Origin of the sequence: Labrys miyagiensis (assembly GCF_030160835.1) — a bacterium.
Lineage (GTDB): Bacteria > Pseudomonadota > Alphaproteobacteria > Rhizobiales > Labraceae > Labrys > Labrys miyagiensis.
This window is the reverse complement of the sequence record NZ_BSPC01000007.1, coordinates 17,885-39,839: the sequence shown is the minus strand read 5'-3', so window position 1 is coordinate 39,839 and position 21,955 is coordinate 17,885. Positions and strand designations below refer to the sequence as shown.

At 63.5% G+C, this 21,955-nt stretch carries 27 protein-coding genes; 10 read left to right on the top strand and 17 right to left on the bottom strand.

The window, feature by feature from the left end:
• Positions 1 to 164 precede the first annotated feature (164 nt).
• Positions 165 to 1,154, bottom strand: a complete 990-nt coding sequence (locus tag QQL24_RS04640) for a hypothetical protein (RefSeq protein ID WP_284310855.1) — start codon at positions 1,152 to 1,154, stop codon at positions 165 to 167.
• Positions 1,155 to 1,651: 497 nt separating this feature from the next.
• A complete protein-coding gene (locus tag QQL24_RS04635) occupies positions 1,652 to 2,356 on the bottom strand; it encodes an SDR family oxidoreductase (protein WP_284310736.1) in 705 nt (234 codons plus the stop codon).
• 127 nt (positions 2,357 to 2,483) lie between these two features.
• On the opposite strand from QQL24_RS04635, the gene gcvA reads away from it, so the two are divergent.
• The gene (gene gcvA / locus QQL24_RS04630; RefSeq protein WP_284310735.1) at positions 2,484 to 3,389 is read left to right on the top strand and encodes a transcriptional regulator GcvA; all 906 of its coding nucleotides are present in this window, start codon (positions 2,484 to 2,486) and stop codon (positions 3,387 to 3,389) included.
• A gap of 388 nt (positions 3,390 to 3,777) precedes the next feature.
• Here the strand turns inward: gcvA and QQL24_RS04625 are convergent, their stop codons facing one another.
• The 7 genes from QQL24_RS04625 to QQL24_RS04595 form a co-directional block, all read right to left on the bottom strand.
• Positions 3,778 to 4,770 (bottom strand): carbon-nitrogen hydrolase family protein, encoded by a 993-nt coding sequence (locus tag QQL24_RS04625; protein WP_284310734.1) that lies wholly within the window; start codon positions 4,768 to 4,770, stop codon positions 3,778 to 3,780.
• A gap of 291 nt (positions 4,771 to 5,061) precedes the next feature.
• On the bottom strand, positions 5,062 to 5,694 hold the full coding sequence (locus QQL24_RS04620; RefSeq protein ID WP_284310733.1) for a LysE family translocator: 633 nt from the start codon (positions 5,692 to 5,694) through the stop codon (positions 5,062 to 5,064).
• Positions 5,695 to 6,263: 569 nt separating this feature from the next.
• Positions 6,264 to 6,755 carry a YciE/YciF ferroxidase family protein gene (locus tag QQL24_RS04615; protein WP_284310732.1) on the bottom strand — a complete coding sequence of 164 codons (492 nt, stop codon included), beginning with the start codon at positions 6,753 to 6,755 and terminating at the stop codon, positions 6,264 to 6,266.
• A gap of 88 nt (positions 6,756 to 6,843) precedes the next feature.
• Positions 6,844 to 7,131 (bottom strand): hypothetical protein, encoded by a 288-nt coding sequence (locus QQL24_RS04610; protein WP_284310731.1) that lies wholly within the window; start codon positions 7,129 to 7,131, stop codon positions 6,844 to 6,846.
• 238 nt (positions 7,132 to 7,369) lie between these two features.
• Positions 7,370 to 7,720, bottom strand: a complete 351-nt coding sequence (locus QQL24_RS04605; protein ID WP_284310730.1) for a low affinity iron permease family protein — start codon at positions 7,718 to 7,720, stop codon at positions 7,370 to 7,372.
• 309 nt (positions 7,721 to 8,029) lie between these two features.
• Positions 8,030 to 9,031: an NADP-dependent oxidoreductase gene (locus QQL24_RS04600; protein WP_284310729.1), complete on the bottom strand. Its 1,002-nt coding sequence runs from the start codon at positions 9,029 to 9,031 to the stop codon at positions 8,030 to 8,032.
• 48 nt (positions 9,032 to 9,079) lie between these two features.
• Positions 9,080 to 9,895 (bottom strand): oxidoreductase, encoded by an 816-nt coding sequence (locus QQL24_RS04595; RefSeq protein ID WP_284310728.1) that lies wholly within the window; start codon positions 9,893 to 9,895, stop codon positions 9,080 to 9,082.
• A gap of 89 nt (positions 9,896 to 9,984) precedes the next feature.
• Here QQL24_RS04595 and QQL24_RS04590 point away from each other — a divergent pair, with 89 nt between their 5' ends.
• Positions 9,985 to 10,413, top strand: a complete 429-nt coding sequence (locus QQL24_RS04590; protein WP_284310727.1) for a winged helix-turn-helix transcriptional regulator — start codon at positions 9,985 to 9,987, stop codon at positions 10,411 to 10,413.
• Between the two features lie 278 nt (positions 10,414 to 10,691).
• Here the strand turns inward: QQL24_RS04590 and QQL24_RS04585 are convergent, their stop codons facing one another.
• The gene (locus QQL24_RS04585; RefSeq protein ID WP_284310726.1) at positions 10,692 to 11,054 is read right to left on the bottom strand and encodes a hypothetical protein; all 363 of its coding nucleotides are present in this window, start codon (positions 11,052 to 11,054) and stop codon (positions 10,692 to 10,694) included.
• A gap of 566 nt (positions 11,055 to 11,620) precedes the next feature.
• Here QQL24_RS04585 and QQL24_RS04580 point away from each other — a divergent pair.
• The 4 genes from QQL24_RS04580 to QQL24_RS04565 are packed head-to-tail and all read left to right on the top strand — an operon-like array spanning position 11,621 to position 14,693.
• On the top strand, positions 11,621 to 11,890 hold the full coding sequence (locus QQL24_RS04580; protein WP_284310725.1) for a hypothetical protein: 270 nt from the start codon (positions 11,621 to 11,623) through the stop codon (positions 11,888 to 11,890).
• Positions 11,891 to 11,934: 44 nt separating this feature from the next.
• Positions 11,935 to 12,795 carry an ABC transporter ATP-binding protein gene (locus tag QQL24_RS04575; protein ID WP_284310724.1) on the top strand — a complete coding sequence of 287 codons (861 nt, stop codon included), beginning with the start codon at positions 11,935 to 11,937 and terminating at the stop codon, positions 12,793 to 12,795.
• Positions 12,792 to 13,631 (top strand): ABC transporter permease, encoded by an 840-nt coding sequence (locus tag QQL24_RS04570; RefSeq protein WP_284310723.1) that lies wholly within the window; start codon positions 12,792 to 12,794, stop codon positions 13,629 to 13,631. Before QQL24_RS04575 ends, QQL24_RS04570 begins: the two co-directional genes overlap by 4 nt.
• 27 nt (positions 13,632 to 13,658) lie before the next feature.
• A complete protein-coding gene (locus QQL24_RS04565) occupies positions 13,659 to 14,693 on the top strand; it encodes an ABC transporter substrate-binding protein (RefSeq protein WP_284310722.1) in 1,035 nt (344 codons plus the stop codon).
• A 258-nt stretch (positions 14,694 to 14,951) separates the two neighbouring features.
• On the opposite strand, the gene QQL24_RS04560 is transcribed toward QQL24_RS04565, so the two are convergent.
• The 7 genes from QQL24_RS04560 to QQL24_RS04530 all read right to left on the bottom strand — a co-directional run bounded on the left by QQL24_RS04560 (position 14,952) and on the right by QQL24_RS04530 (position 19,426).
• Positions 14,952 to 15,911: a peptidoglycan-binding domain-containing protein gene (locus QQL24_RS04560; RefSeq protein WP_284310721.1), complete on the bottom strand. Its 960-nt coding sequence runs from the start codon at positions 15,909 to 15,911 to the stop codon at positions 14,952 to 14,954.
• 146 nt (positions 15,912 to 16,057) lie between these two features.
• Positions 16,058 to 16,567, bottom strand: a complete 510-nt coding sequence (locus QQL24_RS04555) for a hypothetical protein (protein WP_284310720.1) — start codon at positions 16,565 to 16,567, stop codon at positions 16,058 to 16,060.
• Entirely contained in the window at positions 16,567 to 17,457 is an 891-nt protein-coding gene (locus tag QQL24_RS04550) for a hypothetical protein (protein ID WP_284310719.1), read from the bottom strand. Before QQL24_RS04550 ends, QQL24_RS04555 begins: the two co-directional genes overlap by 1 nt.
• A complete protein-coding gene (locus tag QQL24_RS04545; protein WP_284310718.1) occupies positions 17,372 to 18,283 on the bottom strand; it encodes a hypothetical protein in 912 nt (303 codons plus the stop codon). The genes QQL24_RS04550 and QQL24_RS04545 overlap by 86 nt, the downstream gene beginning before the upstream one ends.
• Positions 18,280 to 18,801, bottom strand: a complete 522-nt coding sequence (locus QQL24_RS04540) for a helix-turn-helix domain-containing protein (RefSeq protein WP_284310717.1) — start codon at positions 18,799 to 18,801, stop codon at positions 18,280 to 18,282. Before QQL24_RS04540 ends, QQL24_RS04545 begins: the two co-directional genes overlap by 4 nt.
• 9 nt (positions 18,802 to 18,810) lie before the next feature.
• Positions 18,811 to 18,990, bottom strand: a complete 180-nt coding sequence (locus QQL24_RS04535) for a hypothetical protein (RefSeq protein ID WP_284310716.1) — start codon at positions 18,988 to 18,990, stop codon at positions 18,811 to 18,813.
• A 280-nt stretch (positions 18,991 to 19,270) separates the two neighbouring features.
• Positions 19,271 to 19,426, bottom strand: a complete 156-nt coding sequence (locus QQL24_RS04530; protein ID WP_284310715.1) for a hypothetical protein — start codon at positions 19,424 to 19,426, stop codon at positions 19,271 to 19,273.
• 196 nt (positions 19,427 to 19,622) lie between these two features.
• Between QQL24_RS04530 and QQL24_RS04525 the strand changes: the two genes are divergently transcribed.
• From QQL24_RS04525 to QQL24_RS04510, 4 genes are all read left to right on the top strand, one after another.
• A complete protein-coding gene (locus QQL24_RS04525) occupies positions 19,623 to 20,456 on the top strand; it encodes a LexA family transcriptional regulator (RefSeq protein WP_284310714.1) in 834 nt (277 codons plus the stop codon).
• 239 nt (positions 20,457 to 20,695) lie between these two features.
• Positions 20,696 to 21,025 (top strand): hypothetical protein, encoded by a 330-nt coding sequence (locus tag QQL24_RS04520; protein WP_284310713.1) that lies wholly within the window; start codon positions 20,696 to 20,698, stop codon positions 21,023 to 21,025.
• The gene (locus QQL24_RS04515; protein WP_284310712.1) at positions 21,025 to 21,195 is read left to right on the top strand and encodes a hypothetical protein; all 171 of its coding nucleotides are present in this window, start codon (positions 21,025 to 21,027) and stop codon (positions 21,193 to 21,195) included. Before QQL24_RS04520 ends, QQL24_RS04515 begins: the two co-directional genes overlap by 1 nt.
• Before the next feature lie 239 nt (positions 21,196 to 21,434).
• Positions 21,435 to 21,893 (top strand): hypothetical protein, encoded by a 459-nt coding sequence (locus QQL24_RS04510; protein WP_284310711.1) that lies wholly within the window; start codon positions 21,435 to 21,437, stop codon positions 21,891 to 21,893.
• Positions 21,894 to 21,955: the final 62 nt, after the last annotated feature.

Below are 21,955 nucleotides of genomic sequence, written 5' to 3'. Positions count from 1 at the left end.
GGATGTATCGGCCGAATCTCGCCGCAGGAAGGCGATTACGGGAAGGGTTTACTTGATTGCTGGGATCGAGCCTCGCGCCAGGCTCCTGCTCGTCGCAGGATTGGCGCGGCCGATGGTGTATGAGCGGGCTCAGGCCTTGACGCCGCCTTCAGGGGCGGCAGCCCTCACTGCCCCGCGCAGATCGGCGTCGGCCGTTGTGGTCCCGGCGGATGGGCCGCCTTGTATTGGGCGATGAGCGGCTCCAGCGTCTGCCTTGGCCAGAAATGCGGCGCGCCGATGGCCCTCAGGCACGAGGCGTTCCAGTAGAGGCCGGCGCGCGCCGGCGACTGGCCCGAGGCCACGGCCCGCGCCACCGCGTCGACATCGGCGGCGCCGGGATAGATATACAGCGTCGTCGGATTGCCCTTCACCATCGCGAGGATCTGCTGGATATTGCCGGGCGACCAGCTGGTGCAACCGTCGCTGCGCCCGCCGGTGTAATCGACGAGGTTGCCGAACGGCACATAGCCGTTGCTGTCGGCATAGGGGCTGCCCGGTTCCTTGCGCAGGCACACGCCTTTCAGCGCCGCGGCCTCATGGCCGCCGATGGCGCGCTGGCGGGCATTGGCGGTCTCGCCCTCGCCGTCGAACTGCAGGAAGGTTCGCATAAAGATGGCGTCCTGCTTGCCCGAGGTGCGGTAATAGCCCTTGAAGGAGGTCTTGGTCTCGCCCGTCACATAGGGGCCGCCGGCCGTCAGGTCCGAATCCAGGGCATTGCCGAAATTCTTGGCGCACGCCCTGCCATTGGCGAAATTCGCGGCGCCCGGCAGGCTGCGCCCACTGCCATGGCCCGCCGCAATCGCGCGGAACGCGTGAGCGGATTCGCAGATGATGTAGAAGCGCCCCGCGCCGGGATCGTTGGGACGGGTGGCGTCCATGGCGAAGTAGCAGGCATTCCGCACCGCCCCGGAACTCAGCTTCTGCATGTAGAGCGAGCGCGCCCGCAGCAGCACCGGCTGGGCGATCTGGCCCGGGCCTTCGCCGACATGGGCGGCCAGCCAGCCCGGAATGCTCGACGATTGCGCCGCCGCCTGCGCTGGCGGCGTGGCCGACAGCGCAAGGGTGGCAAGGCCGAGGACAGTGGCGATGTTGAGAAGGGCAGATCTTAGCCGCACCGGACCGGTTCTCCTGTCGAAGCGTCCCGTCAACGCCCGCGGCGCCAGCAGCGGGAACTGACTCACGAGGGCCACCGCACGAATCGGCGACGCCTTCATTCTAGCCCGGCCCTGTAACGAATCTTGCACGAAGAACGATGAAGCGGAAGCTAATGCGTGAGGGGAGGCGCGATAAAACGGTGGGGCGAGGGCGGCTGGGCGAGATGGGACGTGTGAGGAATAGGCGCGCCCTCGAAGTCCCCTCGCCCCGTCCTTACGGGGAGAGGATAGAGGTGAGGGGCAGCGCGAACTTTGGCAGGAAGGTTGCGATCAGCGGGCGCGCGATTCAAGCAGCTCAGTTTCCCTGCTTTTCGAGCAATAGACCAAGCTTTCAGAGGTCCCGCTGCCCCTCACCTTTATCCTCTCCCCGTAAGAACGGGGCGAGGGGGCGCAACCGTTGCGCCACGTCTTCAACCGCCTCATCTCGCCCAACCAAGCTTAACCCAACCACCGTCCCCTCACACCGCACGCGTGAGCCCGCCATCCACCCGGATGTTCTGCCCCGTGATGTAGGCTGCCCCGTCCGAGGCCAGGAAGGCGATGGTGGCGGCGATCTCCTCGCTGGTGCCGTAGCGCTGGAGCGGCACGCCCTGGCGGCGCTCCTCCGTGGCGGGCAGGCTGTCGATCCAGCCGGGCAGCACATTGTTCATGCGGATATTCTCGCCCGCATAGGTGTCGGCGAAGATCTTGGTGAAGGAGGCGAGGCCCGCCCGGAACACCGCCGAGGTCGGGAACATTGCGCTCGGCTCGAAGATCCAGGCGGTGGAGATGTTGATGATGACGCCGGCCTTCTGCTTCTGCATCACCGGCGTCACCAGCCGGGTGGGCCTGATGACGTTGAGGAGATAGGTGTCGAGACCGCGATGCCAGTCCTCGTCGGAGATCTCGAGGATTGGCGCGCGCGGGCCATGGCCGGCGCTGTTGACCAGCACGTCGATGCGGCCCCAGCGCGCGACGGCAAGGTCCACCAGCCGGCCGAGATCCTCGTTCGACTGGTTCGATCCGGTCACACCGACACCGCCGAGCTCGCCGGCCAGCGCCTCGCCCTTGCCTGAGGAGGAGAGGATGCCGACCTTGAAGCCCGTCTCCGCGAGCTTGCGCGCCGCAGCCGCTCCCATGCCGCTGCCGCCCGCCGTGACCAATGCTACTTTTTCTACTGCCATGTCTGCCTCGGGATTCGCTGTGGGTGAAGAAACTTGCCGCTGCTGCATGAATATGATCTAGCTATAGCATCCCGGTGCTGCAATCGCGAACCAGTTCCCGGCGCATCATCCAGTAGAAAATCTATCGATGCCAGAGAGTGTCCGCCGCCTTCCTTCCCTCAACGGGCTGCGCGTGTTCGAGGTCGCCGCGCGCCAGCTCAACTTTCGCGTCGCGGCGGAGGAACTCGGTGTCACCCAGGGCGCCGTCGCCCAGCAGGTCCGGGGCCTGGAGGCCGAGCTCGGCGTGAAGCTGTTTGAGCGGCTGCCGCGCACCTTGGCCCTGACCGAGGCGGGGCGCAGCTATGTCGCCCATATCCGCCGCGCCTTCGAGCTCATCGCGGAAGCGACCGGGACGTTGCGGCCGGAGCCGCAGCACCTCACCATCAGCGTGACGCCGACCTTCGCCTCCCGATGGCTGATCCCGCGCCTGCCCGACTTCACGGCCGCCCATCCCGATATCGACCTCAGGATCGTCGCCAATGACCGTATCGCCAATTTCCAGACCGACGGCGTCGATCTCGCCGTTCGCCATGGCCGCCCGCCTTTCGGGCCGGGGCTGCATGCGGAGCTTCTCTTCGAGCACGTCCTCGTCGCCGTCGCCAGCCCGCTGCTGATCGAGAAGCTCGGCCGGCCGGAGGAAGGCGCCAATCTCGGGCGCTATCCCCTCCTGCACGATGCCCATGATCTCTGGCCGCCCTTCCTGGAGCAGGCCTTTCGCATGGGTCCGCCGGCGGCGGCCAAGAACATCCGCTTCAACCAGACCTCGCTCGCCATCGAGGCCGCCATCGCCGGCCAGGGCCTGGCGCTCGCGAGCCGCCTCTTCATCGAGGGCGACCTCGCGGCCGGCCGGCTGGTGCCTCTGTTCGGGAGGGAGTTGCGCGGCGGCTCGGACTTCTACCTGGTCTCGCCCCGCAAGCCCCGCCATGCGGCGAGCGTGAACGACGTACGGCAGTGGCTGGTATCCGCGGCGGGCAGGGGGCAGGCGCTGGCATGAGCTTGGAGAGGCGCGCGGAGTCCTTCTCCACAGTGGCTGCCGGATTCACGCATTTCGACATTAAGCGCATTGCGCTCGACGGTGGGGCGAGATGACTCGGTTTGGAAAAGGGCGAGGGGACTTCGACGGCGCATTCTATCCTCTATCCTCTCATCTCGCTTTGCCGAATGACTTGCGTCTATTTTTTCAGGCTGCTCCCGGAGTTGTGGAGGGGGTGGCGGAGCGGAAATCGGATGCTGCACTTGCTGCATACCAGCTCTGGGTCGATCTCCAACCCCATGGCGGCCCGTGATCCCCCGCCTGGGGCATGGGCAGCCAGTCTGACGGGGCACGCCTCGCGAGACAAGCCGTCAGCGGGCAAATCGGCCTCGCTGACGCTTCTGCTTCCTCAGAAGGCCTTGCGGCTGTCGCTTCTCGGATCGCTGCTGACCTGATGCGGCATGTAAAGATCGGAGCGCGCCAGGCGCCGCCACGGCCGCGCCGGATGGTGCGGATCCGTCCTGATGTCCGCGACTGCCAGAGACGGCGTGCCGTCCCTCGAGCATTGGGCGGCCCATTGGCCGTCGGGGGAGGCTATGCCCGAAGGCGCCGTCACGCTTTGCCGGGCGTGGGCGGAGAAGCTCACCCAGTAGGAATTGCTGGCCGCGTGTCCCAGCACCTCCGCCGGGAAGGCCGGCACCGGGAAAGGCGACCCGCCCGTGGTGGAGAACAACACGCAATCGACGCCCAGCTCTTCATATTCGGTGAAGATTTCCGGGTAGTGCGCCTCCATGCCGAGCGCGCAACCGAAGCGGACACCGTCGACCTCGAAGGTGATCGGAATCCGTCCCGGCGCGTACATGAACGAAATCTTGGTGTTCGACAGCATGCGCTCGTCATAGCGCGTCGCCAGGGTCCCGCGATCGGAGACGACATAGAGGCTGTTATGGGGCCGGTGCGGCGGGGTGAGCTGATGCACCGAGCCGAACACCGTCCAGAGCCCGAGATCCCGCGCCAGCCTGCTGGTGGCGTCCAGTTCCTCGCGCAGGATGGCCCATTCGAACCGGGACCAGTCGGACAGGCCGACGTCCTCGGGGCCGGTTTCGGACATGATGCGCTTGTTGGGGGAGCAGGTTGCGCCCTCGGGGAAATGGATGAGGCGCGCCCCGGCTTCATGGGCCTCGCGCATCAGGCGGCGCATTTCCATTCCGCTGGCCCGAAGCCCCGCAATGTCGCGGGGGTCGTTGAACAGCGAGGTTTGCGTGACGGCCAGCCGCACCGACCTGGCATCGGGATGCTCGGGCGGGGACTCGCGAACATGTCTGAGAGCCGCGGTGTAGGACTCGCCCGTCTTGGCGGCGCGAGCGCGTACACGGCGCTTGAGGTTTCCGTTTTGCGTCATGGTCAGGCCTTTCACGCCCGGACGCAAGTTCCCCAGCAACCACGCCCGAAGCGATCGGACCCGGACAGCGACCTGAGACTGAAGTCCCTTTGCCTCCGTTGAAGACCGTGCTGGGGAGGGTCTTGGGAGGTTGGGCGTAGGTCACGCCACAATGAAAGATGTCGCTGGCGCCTCGATTTGTCAATCGGCCACAACCACCCCGCGACCGTGTAAAAGACCCGGCGCGACCTTTGGTAAAGCGGCGATCTCAGGAAGGCGTGTACTTGCCCTTTCCACCGCCCGAGGCGGCCGTCAGCCTCTCTGCAAGGCGAGGTGCGCACCCAGGCCGATCAGGAGCGTTCCGCCTGTCCGGCGCATGAGGGCCTGCACCCCGCTGGAGCGCTTCAGCCGGTTCACGATGGAGGCGGCGAGAAACACCACCACGATGTCGCCGAAGCTGAAGATCGCATTGGCCGCCGTGCCGAGGATCGCCAATTGCAGCCAGATCGGCAGGGTTGCGGCACCCACGACGAATTGCGGAAGGAAGGCCACGAAGAACAGCGCCGTCTTCGGGTTGAGAACCTCGACGGTGATGCTCTGCACGAAGGCCTGGCGGGCCGACCTTGCACCGTTTCCGGCGATCTCGCCCTCCTGCGCTGGTCTGGAGCGTACAAGGGAGATGCCGAGCCAGATCAGATAGAGGGCACCGGCGAGCTTGACGGCGGCATAGGCAATCGGAATGGCATGGAACAGCACGGAAAGCCCCGCCGCCGCTGCAGCGACATGGACATAGGCGCCCAGGTGAAGACCCAGCGCCGCCATCAATCCCGCCTGGCGCCCGCCCGCCATCGTCCGGGCCGCGGCATAGAGCATCGACGGGCCAGGGAGGAGAGCGAAGAGCGCCGTGGTGACGACGAAGGCAAGCAGCACATCAAAAGGGGGCATCGGTCCATTCTTCCGCTCGGCAGCAGGGCTTCTCATTCAACACGAGCGGGGCGCGTTCCACCAGCGGAACATCGATGGGGGGCTGCGTGATCGCTGCAAGAGCCGGACGAGGTGTCCGCAGGGGCTAACCTGAGCCGGAGAGGGCGCGGCCAATCCTTCCCCGACTTCGGGGATATCGCGCACACAGAGTGTGCGCTGGGACCGGCGCAGCCGGGCCGGAAGGGGTAGGGTGGCGCTGCCTATCCAAAAAAACCGGCCATGTCGCGTCGCTCTCCCCTTTCCGTCATTGCTTCGCAATGCCACCTTCCCCGCAGTCGGGGAAGGATGACCCGCGCCCTTTCATGTCGATACTGCGATGCGCGATTCCGACAGCCGCAGTCGGGGAAGGATTGGTCGCCCATGCGCCTTAATTTGGCGCCCATGGACCACCTGTCTGCGTCGATGAGTGGCAGGAGAAAGCGTCGAAACTCCGATCATGGAAATGATCAAGCGAAGCCTTCCTCCGGCCAAGACGAAAAAGGCCCGTCCCACGTCATTCGCAGGACAGGCCCCGTCATTGAGAATACCGCTTAGGCGGCGGCAGCCATCTTGTTCGACATCTTGGAGAGACCGGTCAAAAGCTTGTCGGTGGCCTCTTCCTCGCTGAGGGTTTCTTCAAAAAGCTTCGCGGCTTCCTTCAGGCCGAGCTCGCCGGCCCATGCCTTGAGGGCGCCATAGCGGGCAATTTCGTAGTGCTCCACGGCCTGGGCGGCGGCAATCAAGCCAGCGTCGAGCGCCGAACCGCCCTCGAATTCTTCGCCGACTTCGTTGCCTTCCTTGAGAATGCCCTTGATCGCCTCGCAGGGCACGCCTTCCGGCTTCAGCTTCAAGAGCTTGAAGACGGATTCGAGACGGGCGACATGCCCCTCGGTCTGCTTGAGATGGGTTTGAAAGGCCTTCTGCAACGCGCGCTCCTTGGCGGCCTTGGCCATCTTCGGAAGCGCCTTCAGAATGGCGTTCTCGGCAAAATACACGTCCTTGAGGGTATGCACGAGAAGTCGATCGAGGTTCTTATCAGACATGACAGTCTCCTTTTCGTCCGGCACAGCCGGACGGGTTCTTGATTGCATCGAAATTGCAGGTAGGTAGGGAGGTCTCGGCCTATCGCGGTTACCGCGATAGGCGTCGACGGTTTGCGCTGACCTGGCGTTGGAACACGGCGATAGCGCGGCCAGGCGCAAGAAGGCCTTGCCCGGTCGCAATGTCCGTCAGCATACCGATCTGAGCTTCAGCCAGAGCCGCAAGTTTTTCAGATATCATACGTTGAGATTCGATCTCGGAACGCCTTCCGCCATGGGCCAGTTTCATGACTCTGAGACTAATGACCTGTTGCGCCTCGACATTTAACTTCAAGATGGAATTGTAATTGTCGAGCCAGGGGCCAAAGAATGCGTTCACTGAATCTCCGATCTCTTGAGGCTCAGTATTATTTCTTGCGGCCTCAGGCAGATCAACTGTGTGGAGAGGGAATGGTTCCGTACACTCCCATCCCAGGATGCCGGCCTATCGGTCGCGCCGTGTCAAAAGCCCGCGACGCCGTGGATACCGAGAAGCAGCAGTCACGCGGCGGAAAGGACCGGCCAGCGTTTTCAAGACCGTGCGAAACTACCTCCATGGCCTTCTGGCCCTGCTGCGCTCAGGTGTCCCTGTCGGCATGCTGCTGATCGCGTATATCTTCGATCTCCTCGATCGTGGATTTCTCAATTCCGACCAATTGATTATGTGAATCCCCTGACAAGATCAAATGGTTCAGCTTGGCCTGGATAGCATTCGTATCCCGTTTCTGTGCAACCAGGATAGTCGCTGCTATGACAATAGCAACGACGGAGAGATACATATTGAATAGAAGGGACCAACTCTCTCCGAACCTTGAGATTATGCCGATCAGGAACCCCAATAACAGTGTCAGCATAATTCCCAGGAAGCCGAGGGAGGTGGCCAGGGTCGCTGCAAACCAATGAATAAGCGCGTCGATCTGTTTCATCATGGCGATACCCCTTGGAATTGGACCAACCTGCGCATCCCTTTCACCCGGTTCACAATTGGCGGAAGCGCACGAATGAAATTGAACGCGATGTTCGGCCAAGCCGCCGGCAAGGGTTCCAAAGCTACCTGTCACCCTGTCACATTCGTGCTGTGCTGTCTCGTGATCGAAATCTTGCCCGAACGGGCGGCGGCCCTGTGGGTCCCTATAGCGTTTTGCGATTTGACTGAATCGGCAAGAATCGCAAAGACGCGCTAAAACAAGGAGTTAGAGCAGGAGGCGTTTACGTGTAAACGCGCTTTGCTCCTGGCGTCACTTCACGGTGACGACGACTTTGCCCTTCGCACGACCCGTTTCGACATAGGCCAGCGCCTCGTTGGTCCTCTCGAACGGGAAGACCCGGTCCATCACCGGGCGTATGTCGCCTGCCTCGATCAGGGAGGTGATCTTTGCGAGCTGGCCGCCATTCGCCGTCATGAAGTGAAACGAATAGCGGATCCCCCGGCGTTTCGATTTTCTCCTGATGCCGGAACTCAGCAAGCGCATGACCTGTTGCAGCAGCCAGCCGGAGCCGTTCTGCCTCGCGAAGTCCGGATCGGGTGGACCGGAAATCGAGATCAGCTTCCCGCCCGGCTTCAGCACGGCAAGGGATTTCTCCAGCGTATCTTTCCCGAGGCTGTTCAGCACGACGTCATAGCCCTGCAGCACTTTCTCGAAGTCTTCCTCCTTGTAGTCGACCACGACGTCCGCGCCGAGACCTTTCACCAGAGCGATGTTTGCCGTGCTCGTGGTCGTGGCCACATGGGCGCCGAGATGCTTGGCAAGCTGGATCGCGATCGTGCCCACGCCGCCCGAGCCGGCGTGGATCAGGACCTTCTGCCCCGTCTGCAAGTTGGCCCGCTCGACAAGCACCTGCCATGCCGTCAGCCCGACAAGCGGAATGGAGGCGGCCTCCTCCATGGTCAGATTGTTCGGCTTCATCGCCACATCGGCCTCGTCCATGGCGATGTACTGGGCGAATGTGCCGATGCGATCCTGGGCCGGACGCGCATAGACCTCGTCTCCGGGCTTGAAACGCCGGACATTGGCCCCGACGCGGACCACGACGCCCGCCACATCGTTGCCCAGCACCAGCGGCAGCCGGTAGGGCAGGATGAGTTTGAACTCGCCATCCCTGATCTTGCTGTCGAGGAGGTTTACGCCGGCGCCGTGAACCGCAACCATGACGTCGTTTTCGCGCAACGCCGGCTCGGGACTTTCGCCAAGCCGCAGCGCCCCGCCCTTCCTGTAGCGATCGATCAGGAATGATTTCATTAGATTGACTTTCGTTTCTATGGCGAGCAGGCAGACCGAGCGATGCCGTCAGACCGGCAAGCGGAACTGCTTTCGCAAGATCTTGTCGAATATCTCTGCGGGGGCAAACCGGCGCAGCATGCCGATCTGCTGCGCTACCTTGCCAGCGGTATAGCGCCGTCGCGGATGGGCATCGGTCGCGGCCTTGACGACCACCGCGGCCACGACATCTGGCAGATCGGCCTTAGGCATCACATCGCGAAGGAGCGCGTCGAGGTTAGCTCGAGCTCCGTCATATTCATTCAAGATGGAATCCGGCTTAATCCCATTCTGGTCGAAGATAGTACGGACAAACGCAGGCTCGATAACCGAGACGCGAATATTGAAGGCACGAACCTCGTGATCCAGCGATTCCGAGTAGCCCTCGATTGCGTGTTTTGCCGCTGAATAGTGAGCCGAATATGGCGCGGGTATGAGGCCTAAGATCGAGCCGATGTTGATGATGCGCCCTTTGCCGCGCCGCCGCATCGAAGGCAACACCGCATTGGTCATGCGGATGGCGCCGAACAGATTGACGTCGAACAGGGCTTGCACCTGTGCGACCGAGGATTCCTCAGCGCCCCCAAAGAGAGCGAGACCGGCGTTGTTGACGAGAAGATTGATCCCCCCTGCGCGGCTTAGAACCTCGTCGACGACACTCTGAACGGATGCATCGTCGATTACGTCGCAGATCAGCATCGTGATGCCATCCGAGGTATCGGGCATCGATTTTCGGCTGGTGCCGAAGACACGATAGCCATCGCGCCGCAGCGCTCGCGCCGTCGCCAGCCCGATGCCCGAGGAAGCACCCGTGACCAGGGCAATGCCGCGTTCTGTCTTGCTCATCCGCTTTGGCTCTCATTTTGTCGTGGAACATCGTTGCGAAGTCAGTTACTATCAATTTAATAGTAAGTCACTACTAAAAAGATACCGACATGAAAAATCTTTCGGACCAGCCATGCCTGATCGCCCGGAGCCTGGCGCTCGTGGGGGACGCGTGGAGCATGCTGATCCTGCGCGACGCCCATGCGGGGCTGACCCGCTTCGATGATTTTCGCAAGAGCCTGGGTATCGCGCCGACGATGCTGACGGGGCGGCTGTCATCCCTGACCGAGGACGGGCTGCTGGAGAAACGCCGCTATTCCGATCGTCCGCCACGGGACGAATATGTGCTGACGGAGGCCGGCCGCGACTTCCTGCCGGTTCTGTTTGCGATCGGTGCGTGGGGACGCAAGCATCGCGCCGGAGGCAAGGTGACCCGGTTCTTCGACGCGGAGACCGGAACGGAGATCGATCCCGTCACCATCGACCGCGCAACCGGCGCCCCGGTCGGGACGCGTCCCATTCGCATCGCCGCACCGTAATCAGCAGCTTCCAACGCGAATTCGCCTATCGGAGACGGTCTGTCGAGCGGCAGACTCATGGCCTACGGCTGGCAAGGATGGCGACGGCCTAATCGAGTAATTGCGGGGGGCAGTTGCTGGCGGGCGGGCATGGTCATGCCTCGGCTTTCCACAGCACAGGCCCTGATTTCGGAACCGGATCCGATGCTGCAGATCCTTGTTGTCGCGTCGTGCCGAAAGCCGGGATCCGTCTTCCGGCACGACGCTTCGGCGGGACTCGTCGGGAAGTCCGCCGATTCCTATGGCCAGGCCGATGGCAGGATGACCAGTTCATCCGTCGGCACCAGGGTCGTGAGCGACAGATGGGGCCAGGTCAGGCCGGCAAACTCGCTCGGTGGCTTGGGCGGCAGTGGGTTGACGGCGGCCGGGAAGGTTGTGGACGTGGGCGCGTCGCTGTTCGGCCGGAAGATCAGGTTGAGGCCAGGCCCCGAAAAGGTTCCGGTGAAATTGGCCACGACGCCCAGCGGCGGCGTCGGCAGGGCGTGTACCGTAGGCGCGGCATTGCGATAAACGTGCTCGGCGCTGCGATAGGGCGTGATCGCGTCGATCTTGAAATCAACCGGTATAGAGATCTTGGCATGCGGAATCGTATCGTCAGCCATGACGCTTTCCCTATCGCTTGGAAGCCCCCACAGCCCCAAACCTACCATCAATATTGAAATGGCCAGTAGATTTTGAAATTGAGTTAAAAATATAATTATAGTTTTGAAAATTTTTTTGAAAACAACGGTGTGTAAATTCTTAGATGTGCACTCTATATTCAAATAATACATAGCCGCCGTGACTCGTTGGTGACTCCGGTCCGCAGGCCGAAATAGAGAATGGCTGTCTGGGGGCTTCGTCTGGCATGCAACCCCCTTCTCGCGCTGCTGCTCCCAAAGCGGAAGGGCGATTTGCGATGCACTTCTTGGGGAGGGGTCGGGGTCGCTCGGGCGGCTGCGACGAGGAAGGTGTGAAGTTGAAGCTTCCCTCCCAGTCATAAGCAAAGCTTGTGACGCGCTCGCCGGGGATGACGGCTCCAAGTCGATTCACTTGGTCTCGGGAGTCTCCTAATTCCTCCCTAAGTCTGCCTTCCTATCGTGTCCTTCGCGGAGTTCCGGTTCTGGTACGAGTTCGCCATGAAGGGGGAAGCCGCGGGGATTTCTCTCGATCGCGTCTGGTTCCCGGCATGGCTGTCGCTGTTCTGATGCTCGCGGTGGAAACGGTTATGGCCGCCGGAAAGCCGGCGTGGCCCGAGCACAGCCCGTCTGGCAACATTCCCGACAAACAGGTCTTCATGCCCCACGATTCCCCGGATGGCCGTGAGCCCCAGGCTCCGGCGGGATGGGCGCGGCGTGCTCTCCCGTATCACCGCCAGTCTGCCGGCAAATATGAAACCGCTGCCGCGGGACAGATCGTTGCCAGGCTTCAGAGGGAGGGCAGGGCGGTCGAGCATTAAAGGCGTGAGCAAGAGTCATATAAAATATAAAATTGGGAGTGCCCATGGGGAACGATCCGCCGACGAGACTTGGCGATGTCAAAGCTGGTCATGTCAGGTTTGAAGGCGTCACCAAACGGTTTGTATCTCCGGTGGGGCAGACGATGACGGCGCTCCACGACGTCAATCTCGAAATATTGCCGGGGCAATTCTGTGCGATCGTCGGACCTACGGGGTGCGGTAAATCCACGACCCTGACAATGCTGGCCGGCCTTGACCGACCGAGCGCCGGCAAAGTGACCGTTTCGGACCAGATCGTCTCCGGAATCACCAAAGGCGTGAGCTTCATGTTTCAGGCGGACGCCCTGCTGCCCTGGCGATCGGTCGTGACCAATGTGTCGCTCGGGCCCATCTTCAACAAGGTCCCGCAAAAGGACGCGCTGGAGATGGCGCGCAATTGGCTGCGCATCGTCGGATTGTCCGGATTCGAGCAGCATTATCCGCATCAATTGTCCGGGGGCATGCGCAAGCGCGCGAGTCTGGCCGCCGCCCTCATCAACAAGCCCTCGATCCTCTTGATGGACGAGCCCTTCTCCGCGCTCGACGTTCAGACCCGTTCGATCATGTCGAATGAATTGCTCACGCTCTGGGAGCGGGATCGGCCCACGGTCCTGTTCGTCACCCATGATCTGGAGGAGGCGATCGGTCTCGCCGACAAGGTGGTCGTCATCACCGCGGGGCCGGGAACGGTCAAGGCGATTTTCGACATCGATCTGCCTCGCCCGCGCGGCGCCTTGCAGGAAATCCGTTTCCAGCCGCGGTTTCTCCAATTGCATCAGCAGATCTGGGAGGCGTTGCGTGACGAAGTGCAGCGAACCTATGCCCGTCAAGGCGCGCCGGTAGCGGCCAAGGAGACCATCGCATGACGGATGCCCCTGTTTCGACGGGTTTTCGCGCCGCCGCCAGGCGCCGCCGTCTCCTGGTCTTGCTGGGCCAACTCGTCATTCTGGTCGGTTTTATCGGAACCTGGCAAATTGCGTCCGACACAGGTGTCGTCGATCCGCTGTTTTTTGGTTCGCCGACCGGCGTCGTCACCCGGCTGGCGGACTGGTTCGTCAACGGCACGGCCTATGGCTCGTTCTGGTTTCAGATCTTCGTGACCCTGGAAGAGGCGGCAATCGGGTTCGTCGTCGGCGTCGCCAGCGGTGTTTTCATGGGCATCCTGCTCGGCCAGGTCGATTATCTGTCCGATGTCATGAACCCCTATATCAAGTTTCTGAATGCCATCCCGCGCATCGTGCTCGGCTCGATTTTCGTGATGTGGCTGGGGCTGGGGCTCGCGGCCAAAGCCATTCTGGCCGCTGTCCTCGTCTTCTTCGTGGTGTTTTTCAACGCCTACCAGGGCGTGCGCAGCGTCGACCCGAATCTGGTGGCGAATATTCGCATCCTGGGCGGCTCCCGAGCGGATGTCATCCGCCAGGTGATCATTCCCTCGGCCATGACATGGATTGTCGCAAGTCTGCATGTCGCGCTCGGGTTTTCGATCATCGGCGCCATCGTTGGTGAAATCCTGGGGGCGCAGCACGGCCTCGGCCTGGTGATCAAGACGGCGCAGAACACCTTCGATTCCGACGGCGTTTTCGGCTGCATGTTCGTGATCGGCATGATCGTCCTGGGCGTGGAAATGCTGATGGCGAGGATCGAAAAGCGCCTGCTGGCCTGGCGCAAACCCACCTCGGCCGAAAACATTCAGGACGTATGACAATCAACACCAAGGGAGGACTATAAGTTGAAGCAAATCATGCAACGCGTGGCGCTCGGCGCTCTCGTGGCAGCAACGCTCAGCCTTGCGGGGGGTATGGCGGCGCGTGCGGACGACATGAAAGTGACGATGATGGTCGGGGGCATCGACAAGCAGATCTATCTGCCCTACCAGCTCGCGCAAAATCTCGGCTTTTTCAAAAAGCACGGGATCGACATTGAGCTTTCGACCGAAAACGATGCGGTCGGAGCCGAAGACGCGATGATTTCGGGCCAGGTCGATATGGCTGGCGCCTGGTACAATCACACCATTGATTTTCAGCTCCATGGCAAGAAGGTCATCGATATCGTGCAATTGAGCGGCGCTCCGGGCGAACGCGAAATGTGCGCCAAGGATTCCAACATCAAGAGCCCCGCCGACTGGGCCGGCAAGACTGTCGGCGTGACCGATATCGGCTCCGGCACGGACGCGCTGACGCTCTACCTTGCCGCCCATAGCGGTCTCACATCCGATAAATTCTCGCGCGTGGGCGTCGGCGCCGGTGCGACATTGATCGCGGGCCTCATTCACGGCGAGATCGTCTGCGGCATGACCACCCAGCCGACCGTGAGCGCGATCGAAAAGAAGGGCATCGGCTATTCGGCCTTCGATCTTGCAACGACCGAGGGCGTCAAGAAGTGGCTTGGCGGAACCTGGCCGACTGCCTCGATCATCGTACGCGCCGACTGGGTCGAAAAGCACCCGGAGGAAACCCAGCGTGTGGTATCGGCCATGGTCGAGACCATGCATTGGATCAACACCCACAGCGCCGCCGACATTGCCGATAATTTGCCCAAGGATTTCGTCAGCAACCAGCTCACCAGCCGGCAGGATTACATCGACGCGCTCAACAAGGATAAGGGGCAGTTCCTGCCTGATGGCATGATGCCGGCAGACGGCCCTGCGACCGTGTTGGAGGTGCTGAAAAAGGCGGGCAAGGTCAAGGGGCCTGTCGATCTCGCCTCCACCTATACGAACGACTACGTGATCAAGGCCAACAAAGAACTCGGCTTTACCAAGTAGGGTAGGGCAGACCCGGATATCGTCTCGCTCGCCGTCAACTGCGCCAAAGCGTTTTGCGATTTGCCGGAATCGGCAAGAATCGCAAAGACGCGTCGAAACAAAGAGCTAGAGCAAAGCAGCGTTTACGCTTAAACGCGCTTTGCTCTAGGGCATGGTTGATGGCGAGCAGCGGAGTATTGCACGCCTGCATTGTCATCAACGCCGTCTCTCTTCATCCTTGCGATTCGAGCGACACGGCGGCATTCCTGTTGTGCCCCGTCATTTCTGGTGAAGCAATTGCCAGATATCCAAACCCAGCCCGACGCCGACTTGCGGCGAGATCGGTTGTCCTTCTCCCGTATGCAGATCCCAGGCCTTGACGGCCTGGAGGTTGAGCGAGAGCGTCAGGATGGGGTCGTCACCCGTGCCCTTGATCAGGGAAAGGCTTGGCTGCCAGCCCACGCCGCCGCCTGATTGAAAATTGTTGGAGTTCTCGTTTCGCTGCACGAAGGCCGTGACGAAAACCGAGGTCAGGTCGAGGCGCTCGTCGAAGAATTTCAGGTTCCTGTCCAGCCATGGTGCGAGGGGCTGAAGCTGGATCCCGCCCTGCCCCGTCCATTTGCCGTTCGGCGAGTGGAGCGAATTGACCGAAAACTGGCCTTGGCCGCTGAGTTTCAGGCCGCTGACGCCCGCATCGCCCCAGCGAATGACGAATGTGCCCGTCACGCCCGCCACGAAGGGTGAGGGCGCCCAGGGGTTCCAGGCGAACTGATTGCCGCCCTGCACGATCAGATTCTGGAAATTGATGCTGGGCGTGGAAGGAGGAGCAGCAGTAGGAGCAGGCGTAGGCGTAGGCGTCGGAGGGGAAGCAGTCGCAGGAGAGGTTGGCGGGGGCGGCGGCGCTGCCGTGACATTCGCGGTCTGAATCTTTGGGAGGGTCTGCGCCACCAGCGACGATTGCGCCATGGCCCTCGCAAACAACGGCCGGAGGTCGATCCCGAGAGGTGAAAGGTAATACACAGAGTCGATCTGCAGCGACGGGAACAGAGCGAGCTTGGTGAGAGGGCCGACGATGCCATCCTGGTTTATCGTGGCGGCGCCTTGAAGGCGCCGGACTTCCCGCAAGGTCAGCGGCCCGAAAATGCCGTCCGGTATAAGTTTGCTGCCATGAAAATTCAGCATTTTCTGCAGGTTTCGGACGTCCGGTCCTGTATTTCCGAGACAAAGGTTACGGCTCATCTATGCCTCCGGTCGACCAGATGGACGTCGCGCCAGTGTGCAATATATCAGCTCTTCCGGCCGGGCCGTAGGCCTTTCATGGAAAGCAGAGAGCATTCAGCATCGAGTTTTGGTTTACTACAACCATTGCGCGTTCATACCGAGTTTTACATCCAGGGGTGCGCGCCCTTGCGCATCACCCCCAGATGCACCGCCAGCGCCATCAGCCCCTCCACCGCCGGCCCGTCCTGGTCCATGCCGAGTTCGTTCCCATCCAGCGTGAGTTGCTTCACCGCCAGCAGTGCCTTCAGACCCGCCTCCATCATCGCCCGTTCCATCGCCAGCATCTGGCGTTGCCAGATGGCGACGGTGGCGTCGGCGGCGCCACGGCCGGAGCCGGAGGCTTCGTTGTGGAAGGGTGTGGGGACGCCCTTGGCGGCGCGCCAGCGCTTGACGGTGGCGGCGTATTCCTCGCCGGCCTCGGTGAGCTCCTGGCGCAGCTTCAGGCGCAGGCAGAAGCGGCCGAACACGCTGGCGCAGCGCCGGTCGGTGCTGCCGCGGCGGTGAGGCTGGGCGAGCACCACCGCCTCCATGGCTTCGACGGGGTGCTGGGCGCGGCTGGGGCGTCCGTTCTTCTCGCGCGCGACGATCGCACGCTTGCGGCCTGGGCGGGACATTATTCGGGGCTCCGGGTGGGGGTGGGGGATGGGGAGAGCTGTTCGGCTAGCGTCGCGGCGGAGCGAGGCCGGTTCGCCGGACCGAGCTCTGCAGGGTGGGCGCGGATCGCGGGAGCTTCCAGGGCCTCGGGCGAGGGGTGCAGGAATTCTTCCCCGACTGCGGGGAAGGTGTCGGCGCGTAGCGGCGACGGAAGGGGGAGGGTGGCTCTGTCGGTAGCTTGATCGAAAGTTAGCGCCACGCTACCCCTTCCGACCTCACTTCGTTCGGCCACCTTCCCCGCAGTCGGGGAAGGATTGGCTGCGCCCGTGTCGGCATGGCTGTATCCCTCGTTCCAGGTGCCTCCCAACCTCTCCGCCTGCAACGGTGTGCGGGAGAAAAAATCTGCGCTCTCCTGGTTGACCGCCGCCACCGCCGCCGCACGCCCCGGTTCCACCCTCAGCGCACGCAGCTTCTCCAGCGTCGCGGCCCTGGCCCCCGCGCTCGCTGTCGGCCTCGCCGCTTCCGCTTCGCGCCTGGCCCTTTCCTCCAGCAGGTAGCGGGCGCGCCAGGCGACGGCGTTGCGGCGGCACTGGGCGGCGTCGAGGGCTTCGCGCACTTCGGCCAGCGCCGGCGGGAATTTCTGCCGGGCCGGCAGGCCGCGCACCGGGTCCACCACCTGCCGGCCGAGGCTGGCCGGATAGGCGGCGAACAAGGCGGCGAGGCCGGTGCAGAACAGCGCCGCATCCTCGAATTCGGCGCGGCGGTAGAGGCCGGTCAGCGTGCGGGCGAGGGCGAGCGCCTCCTCCGGCGCCGCGGGCACGTTGTCAGAGGCAGCCGCCTCGATCAGGGCCCGGCAGTCCGCTTCCGGGATCGGCAGGCCGGCCGCCTCCTCGTAGCGGGAAGGGGCCATGATCGTCTGCGTCAGCAAGGCGAGCTTCGAGGCGATCGAAGACAGTGGCGAGGCCGGCAGGCCGTGCCCGTTCCGGAGCTCCGTCGCGGCGGGAAGGTCTATCCCGCTCTGGCGCGTGGTGGGGGAGGGGATCGGGTTCATCGTTCCAGCGTCCTGCTTGCAGCCAACTGGCCGGGTGGGGGGTGAAGCGCGGTTCGGGTGGGTTCCTGGCAAAGCGCCGCGTGGCGGCCATCAGCTCGGGCCAGGGCACGGATCCGGCCCGCTGCAGGGCCTCGAAAACCTGACGGGCCTTCTCCTTGGCCTTCTTGCTGGGATAGAGCGCGTACCAGGCCTCGAACGCATCAGCCGGCCAGTCATCGTCATGCAATGAAGCGGCCTGGGCCGGCGCAGAGGCAGGCGAAATATCTGTTCTTGTCTGTGCTGCGTCTGCCTCTGGTTCTGGCTCTGGCTCTGGCTCTGGCTCTGGCTCTGGTTCTGTATCTGTCTCTGGGGCCGTTTCTGTAACGGTGCATTGGCCGTTACGGTAACGTTTCACGCGTTCGGCGGAGCGGTCGCTCTTGTATTGGCGCTTCGCCCAGCCATGCGGGACGAACTCATCGCCTTGCCTGTCCAAGAGGCCGCGGGCGATGAGATCGGCGAGGAGGGCGGCAACCTCGTCCTCCCCCTGGCGCAGCACGAAGGTGAGGGTGTCGAGATCGGGCAGCATGCCGTCATGCTTGCTGGCGATGCAGAGCAGGTTGATCCAACCCTTGAAGACGGCTGGCGGCAGGCGCTGCACCTTCGGGTCCTCGAGGATCTCCTCGTAAAGGCGAAACCAGCGGCTCATGAGCGCGCCACCGGGGGCAGGCCCGTCAGTACAGCGTGACGATGGGCGGCATAGTAGATGGTGGTGTGGTCCTTGTTCAGGAGCACGCCGATGCTGCCATAGGAGAGCTCGGGATGGCGCATCACCAGTGCGTAGCAGGCTGCGCGCCTGGCGAGGCGTACGGCCGGCGCACGGCCGGTGCCGCGAATGTCGGCCAGGCTGACGCGATGGGCGGCGGCGATGCAGGCGACCTCTTTCGCGAGCGCGGCGAATTTGCGCTTGCTGGGGCCGTGGGGCCCGGCAGGCTCGGCAGCGGCGCCGCATTTCGCCGGCTGGCCCGGGAGGAGGAGCATCATCGCCGGCGGCTCATAGGCATAGACGAGGCGGTAGAGCGCCACGGCATCAGACTTGGGCGGCATTGAGTTAGCCGGCAAAGGAGGTGGTGGGGGCTGGGCGCCCCACAGCCGCTCGCGGCGGGCGCGGATCTCCCGGGCGGAGACCAGGCGTATTTCGGGATCGCGGATGGACAGGCTGGTCATGGCAGAACCTCAGGCCGCTCGCGCGCGGATGAGCCGCGCTTCGGCCTTGATCGCTTCGATATGCCGGCACAGCCGCGCCTCGCGGGCATCGGGCGTGCCGGGAAGGTCGCGCATCGCCTCGGCAATGGCGCGGGTGTCGTAGCCGGCAGCCCAGAGCCGGGCGGCCTGGCGAATCTGCGAGGCAGTCATGCGGAGTCCTTTCGGGTGTTTATTCGGCCTAGGTCGCGCAGAACGGCTGGGCGAGATGAGGCGCCGGAGAACAAGGCGATTCGGTTGCGCCCCCTCGCCCCGTTTACGGGGAGAGGATAGAGGTGAGGGGCTACGCCACACCGGTCGAATTGCATTTTATAAAACGATTTCAATAACATAGGTCTACGTTGCCCCTCACCTGCATCCTCTCCCCGTAAGATCGGGGCGAGGGGACTTCGAGGGCGCGCCTTGTTCTGAGGTGCCTCATCTCGCCCCACCGTCAGCGCCAGCCGTCCGGCACATGTTCGTGGCGCTCCTCCTCCCGGCTGATCCGTCCCGCCAGCAGCACGCCGCCGGCGAGGGCGGTGATGCCGATGACGCAGAGGGGAAAGGCGAGGAGGCCGAGGGCTACATAGACAATTGTGATCCAGTTCATGCCGCTTGCTCCGTCCGGCTATGAGGGGGGATGGGCCTCCTGGCCTCCAGGCGATCGCACGCCACGCGGAAGGCATCGGCGGCGACAGGGAAGGTGGTGATGAGGTCCATGGAAGAATTTTAAGGGAAACATCCCGCGTCGTCAAAGGGAAAAATCCCTCTTCCCTTATGCGGGAAATGCGGGCATGATCCCGCGTATGAGCGATATCATCACTTTGATCGACAAGCGGCTGGCCGAACTCGGCAAGAGCCGCCGCAAGGCCAGCCTGGAAGCCGGGCTTGGCGCCGATGCCATCCGCGATCTCGAGCGCAAGGGCGGCTCGCCCACCTTGCGCACGGCGGTCAAGCTCGCCAAGGTGCTGGGCATCCCGGCAAGCCGCCTGGCCGAGAGCGACGCCTTGGGGCGGGTGGAGGCCGGGGCTTCAGGCGCCGGCGCGGCGGGCGGCTTCAAGGAAGAGGAGCGTCCCTTCGCGGTCGCTACCTATGATCCCGATGCGCCCGATCCCGTGGCCGCCTTCGAGCCGGAGGCGCCGGATCCGGCCGATCCCGAGCAGCCGCCCTCGATCCCGCCCAACGGCGTGGTGGAGGCCGATACGCGCTTCGCCATGGGCGCCGGCGGCCATGCCAACGCCGCCACCTTCGTCTACAACCGCAATGGCGATCCCGTGCAGTCGGTCGATGCCATCAAGCCGGACGCCTGGATCTTCCCGCCCTGGTTCCTGCGCGCCATGGGCGCCCGGCCGGGGGATCTGATGGTGGCCGAATCCATCGGCGATTCCATGCGCCCCACCATCGAGCCGAGCATGCCGCTGATCATCGACCTCCGCCACAAGGTGCCCTCGCCCGACGGCATCTACGCCATTCGCGACCGCTGGGGCGCCCTGCAGTTCAAGCGCCTGGAAACCTCGAAGATCCTGGGCGACCAGACCATCCGTGTGATCAGCGACAATGGCGGCCACGTCCAGGTGGCGCAGACGGAGGACGACCTGAACATCGTGGGAAGGGTCGTGGGGGGGTGGAAGTTTTTCTGAGACTGGGAGCGCGGACATCTTGTCCGCTCTTCCTCCATCGTAGGTCGCTTCGTTTGCGGCATTCGCTGACAGCCGCGACCGCCAGCCGGCGCCCCCTGAAAAGCGCCAGCGACCCCGCGATGTGCCAAATCGGGACGCGTCTCTCCTCTCTTTTCAAGGGATTTTTCCCTCATTCATCTCTTGACACGGGAAATATCCCTTAATACACTTCTCCCATCCTCTCCACCGGAATCCCCGCGATGCCAGACCTCACCGTGCAGTTCGATGACCTCCCGCTCATCCACATCAACGGCATGACGGCGGCCACCGTCGACGGGGCTGCGGATATCGAGATGCGCTCGTCCCCGCGCGACTGGGAGGTGGTGGCCATCCGCCTCAATGGCTGGCTGCCGGGCCTGCGCAAGGGCGCGTTCGCTGCCATCGGTCAGGCCGATCCCTGGTTTTTCGAGATCGCCAACGCCATCGGCGTGAACCTGGCTCTGTCGGGTGCCATCGAGCGCGGATTGGCGGGGGCGCTGGCCCGCCCGAGCGCCTATGACCGCGCGCGCGACCTGCGCGAGGCGGCGTGATGGCGCGCGGGCCTTCGATCAGCGAGCTGCTTGCCATGCGCAGCTGGTGCTGCCGGCAGGGACGTCCGGCCGATCACTGGAACGCCCGGCTGAAGGCGCAGCTCGCCGAGGCCAAGGAGGCGGTGCGCGAGAGCCGGCGGCAGGAGCGGGGAAGGAAAACGCAAGCTTAGCCGGCTATTCCGCTGCAAGCGCCGTGGCTGGGAGCGCGGACGTCCCTACGACGCTCAAGAGAGTGTCGGACGATCCGCTCTTCCTCCATCGTGGGGCGTGTCGTTTCCAAGAGCGGACGAGGACGTCCGCGGTCCCAGCCACGGCGCCTTGTCCGGTGGACGACAAGCCTTTGCATTCCAAATCACAGAGCGTGTCGGTTCCAGGAAGGGCCCGCGCTCCCAGCACCAGGAGCCCTGCCATGACCACGCCCTCCCTTCTCGCCACCTGGACCGGCCAGGCTTTCACCCCATCGCCCCGTGCGACCGCGGCCTCCGCCGGCCTGTTCGATGTCGGGCAGCGCTACCGCGTGGCGGTGGTGGCGGAGCGTTCGAAGCGGGCGCACAAGGCCTATTTCGCCGCGCTTCACGCCGCCTTCGCCGCTTTGCCCGAGGGGCGCTTCCATTCGGTGGAGCAACTGCGCAAGACGGCGCTGTGCGCCACCGGCTTCTGCAACGAGATTCGCATCGCCTGCGCCTCCCGCGCCGAGGCCCTGCGCACGGTGGCTGGCATCGCCGCACTCGATCCCCATGCGCTATGCACGGTGCGCGAGCGCACGGTGGTGGTGCGCACCGCCCACAGCCAGTCCCGCCGGGCCATGGGCCGGGAACGGTTCGAGGCGAGCCGCAAGGCGGTGCTGGACTATGTGGCGGGGCTGTGAGCGGATAGGCGCCGTGGCTGGGAGCGCGGACGTCCCGTCCGCTCTTGGAAACGAGGCGTTCT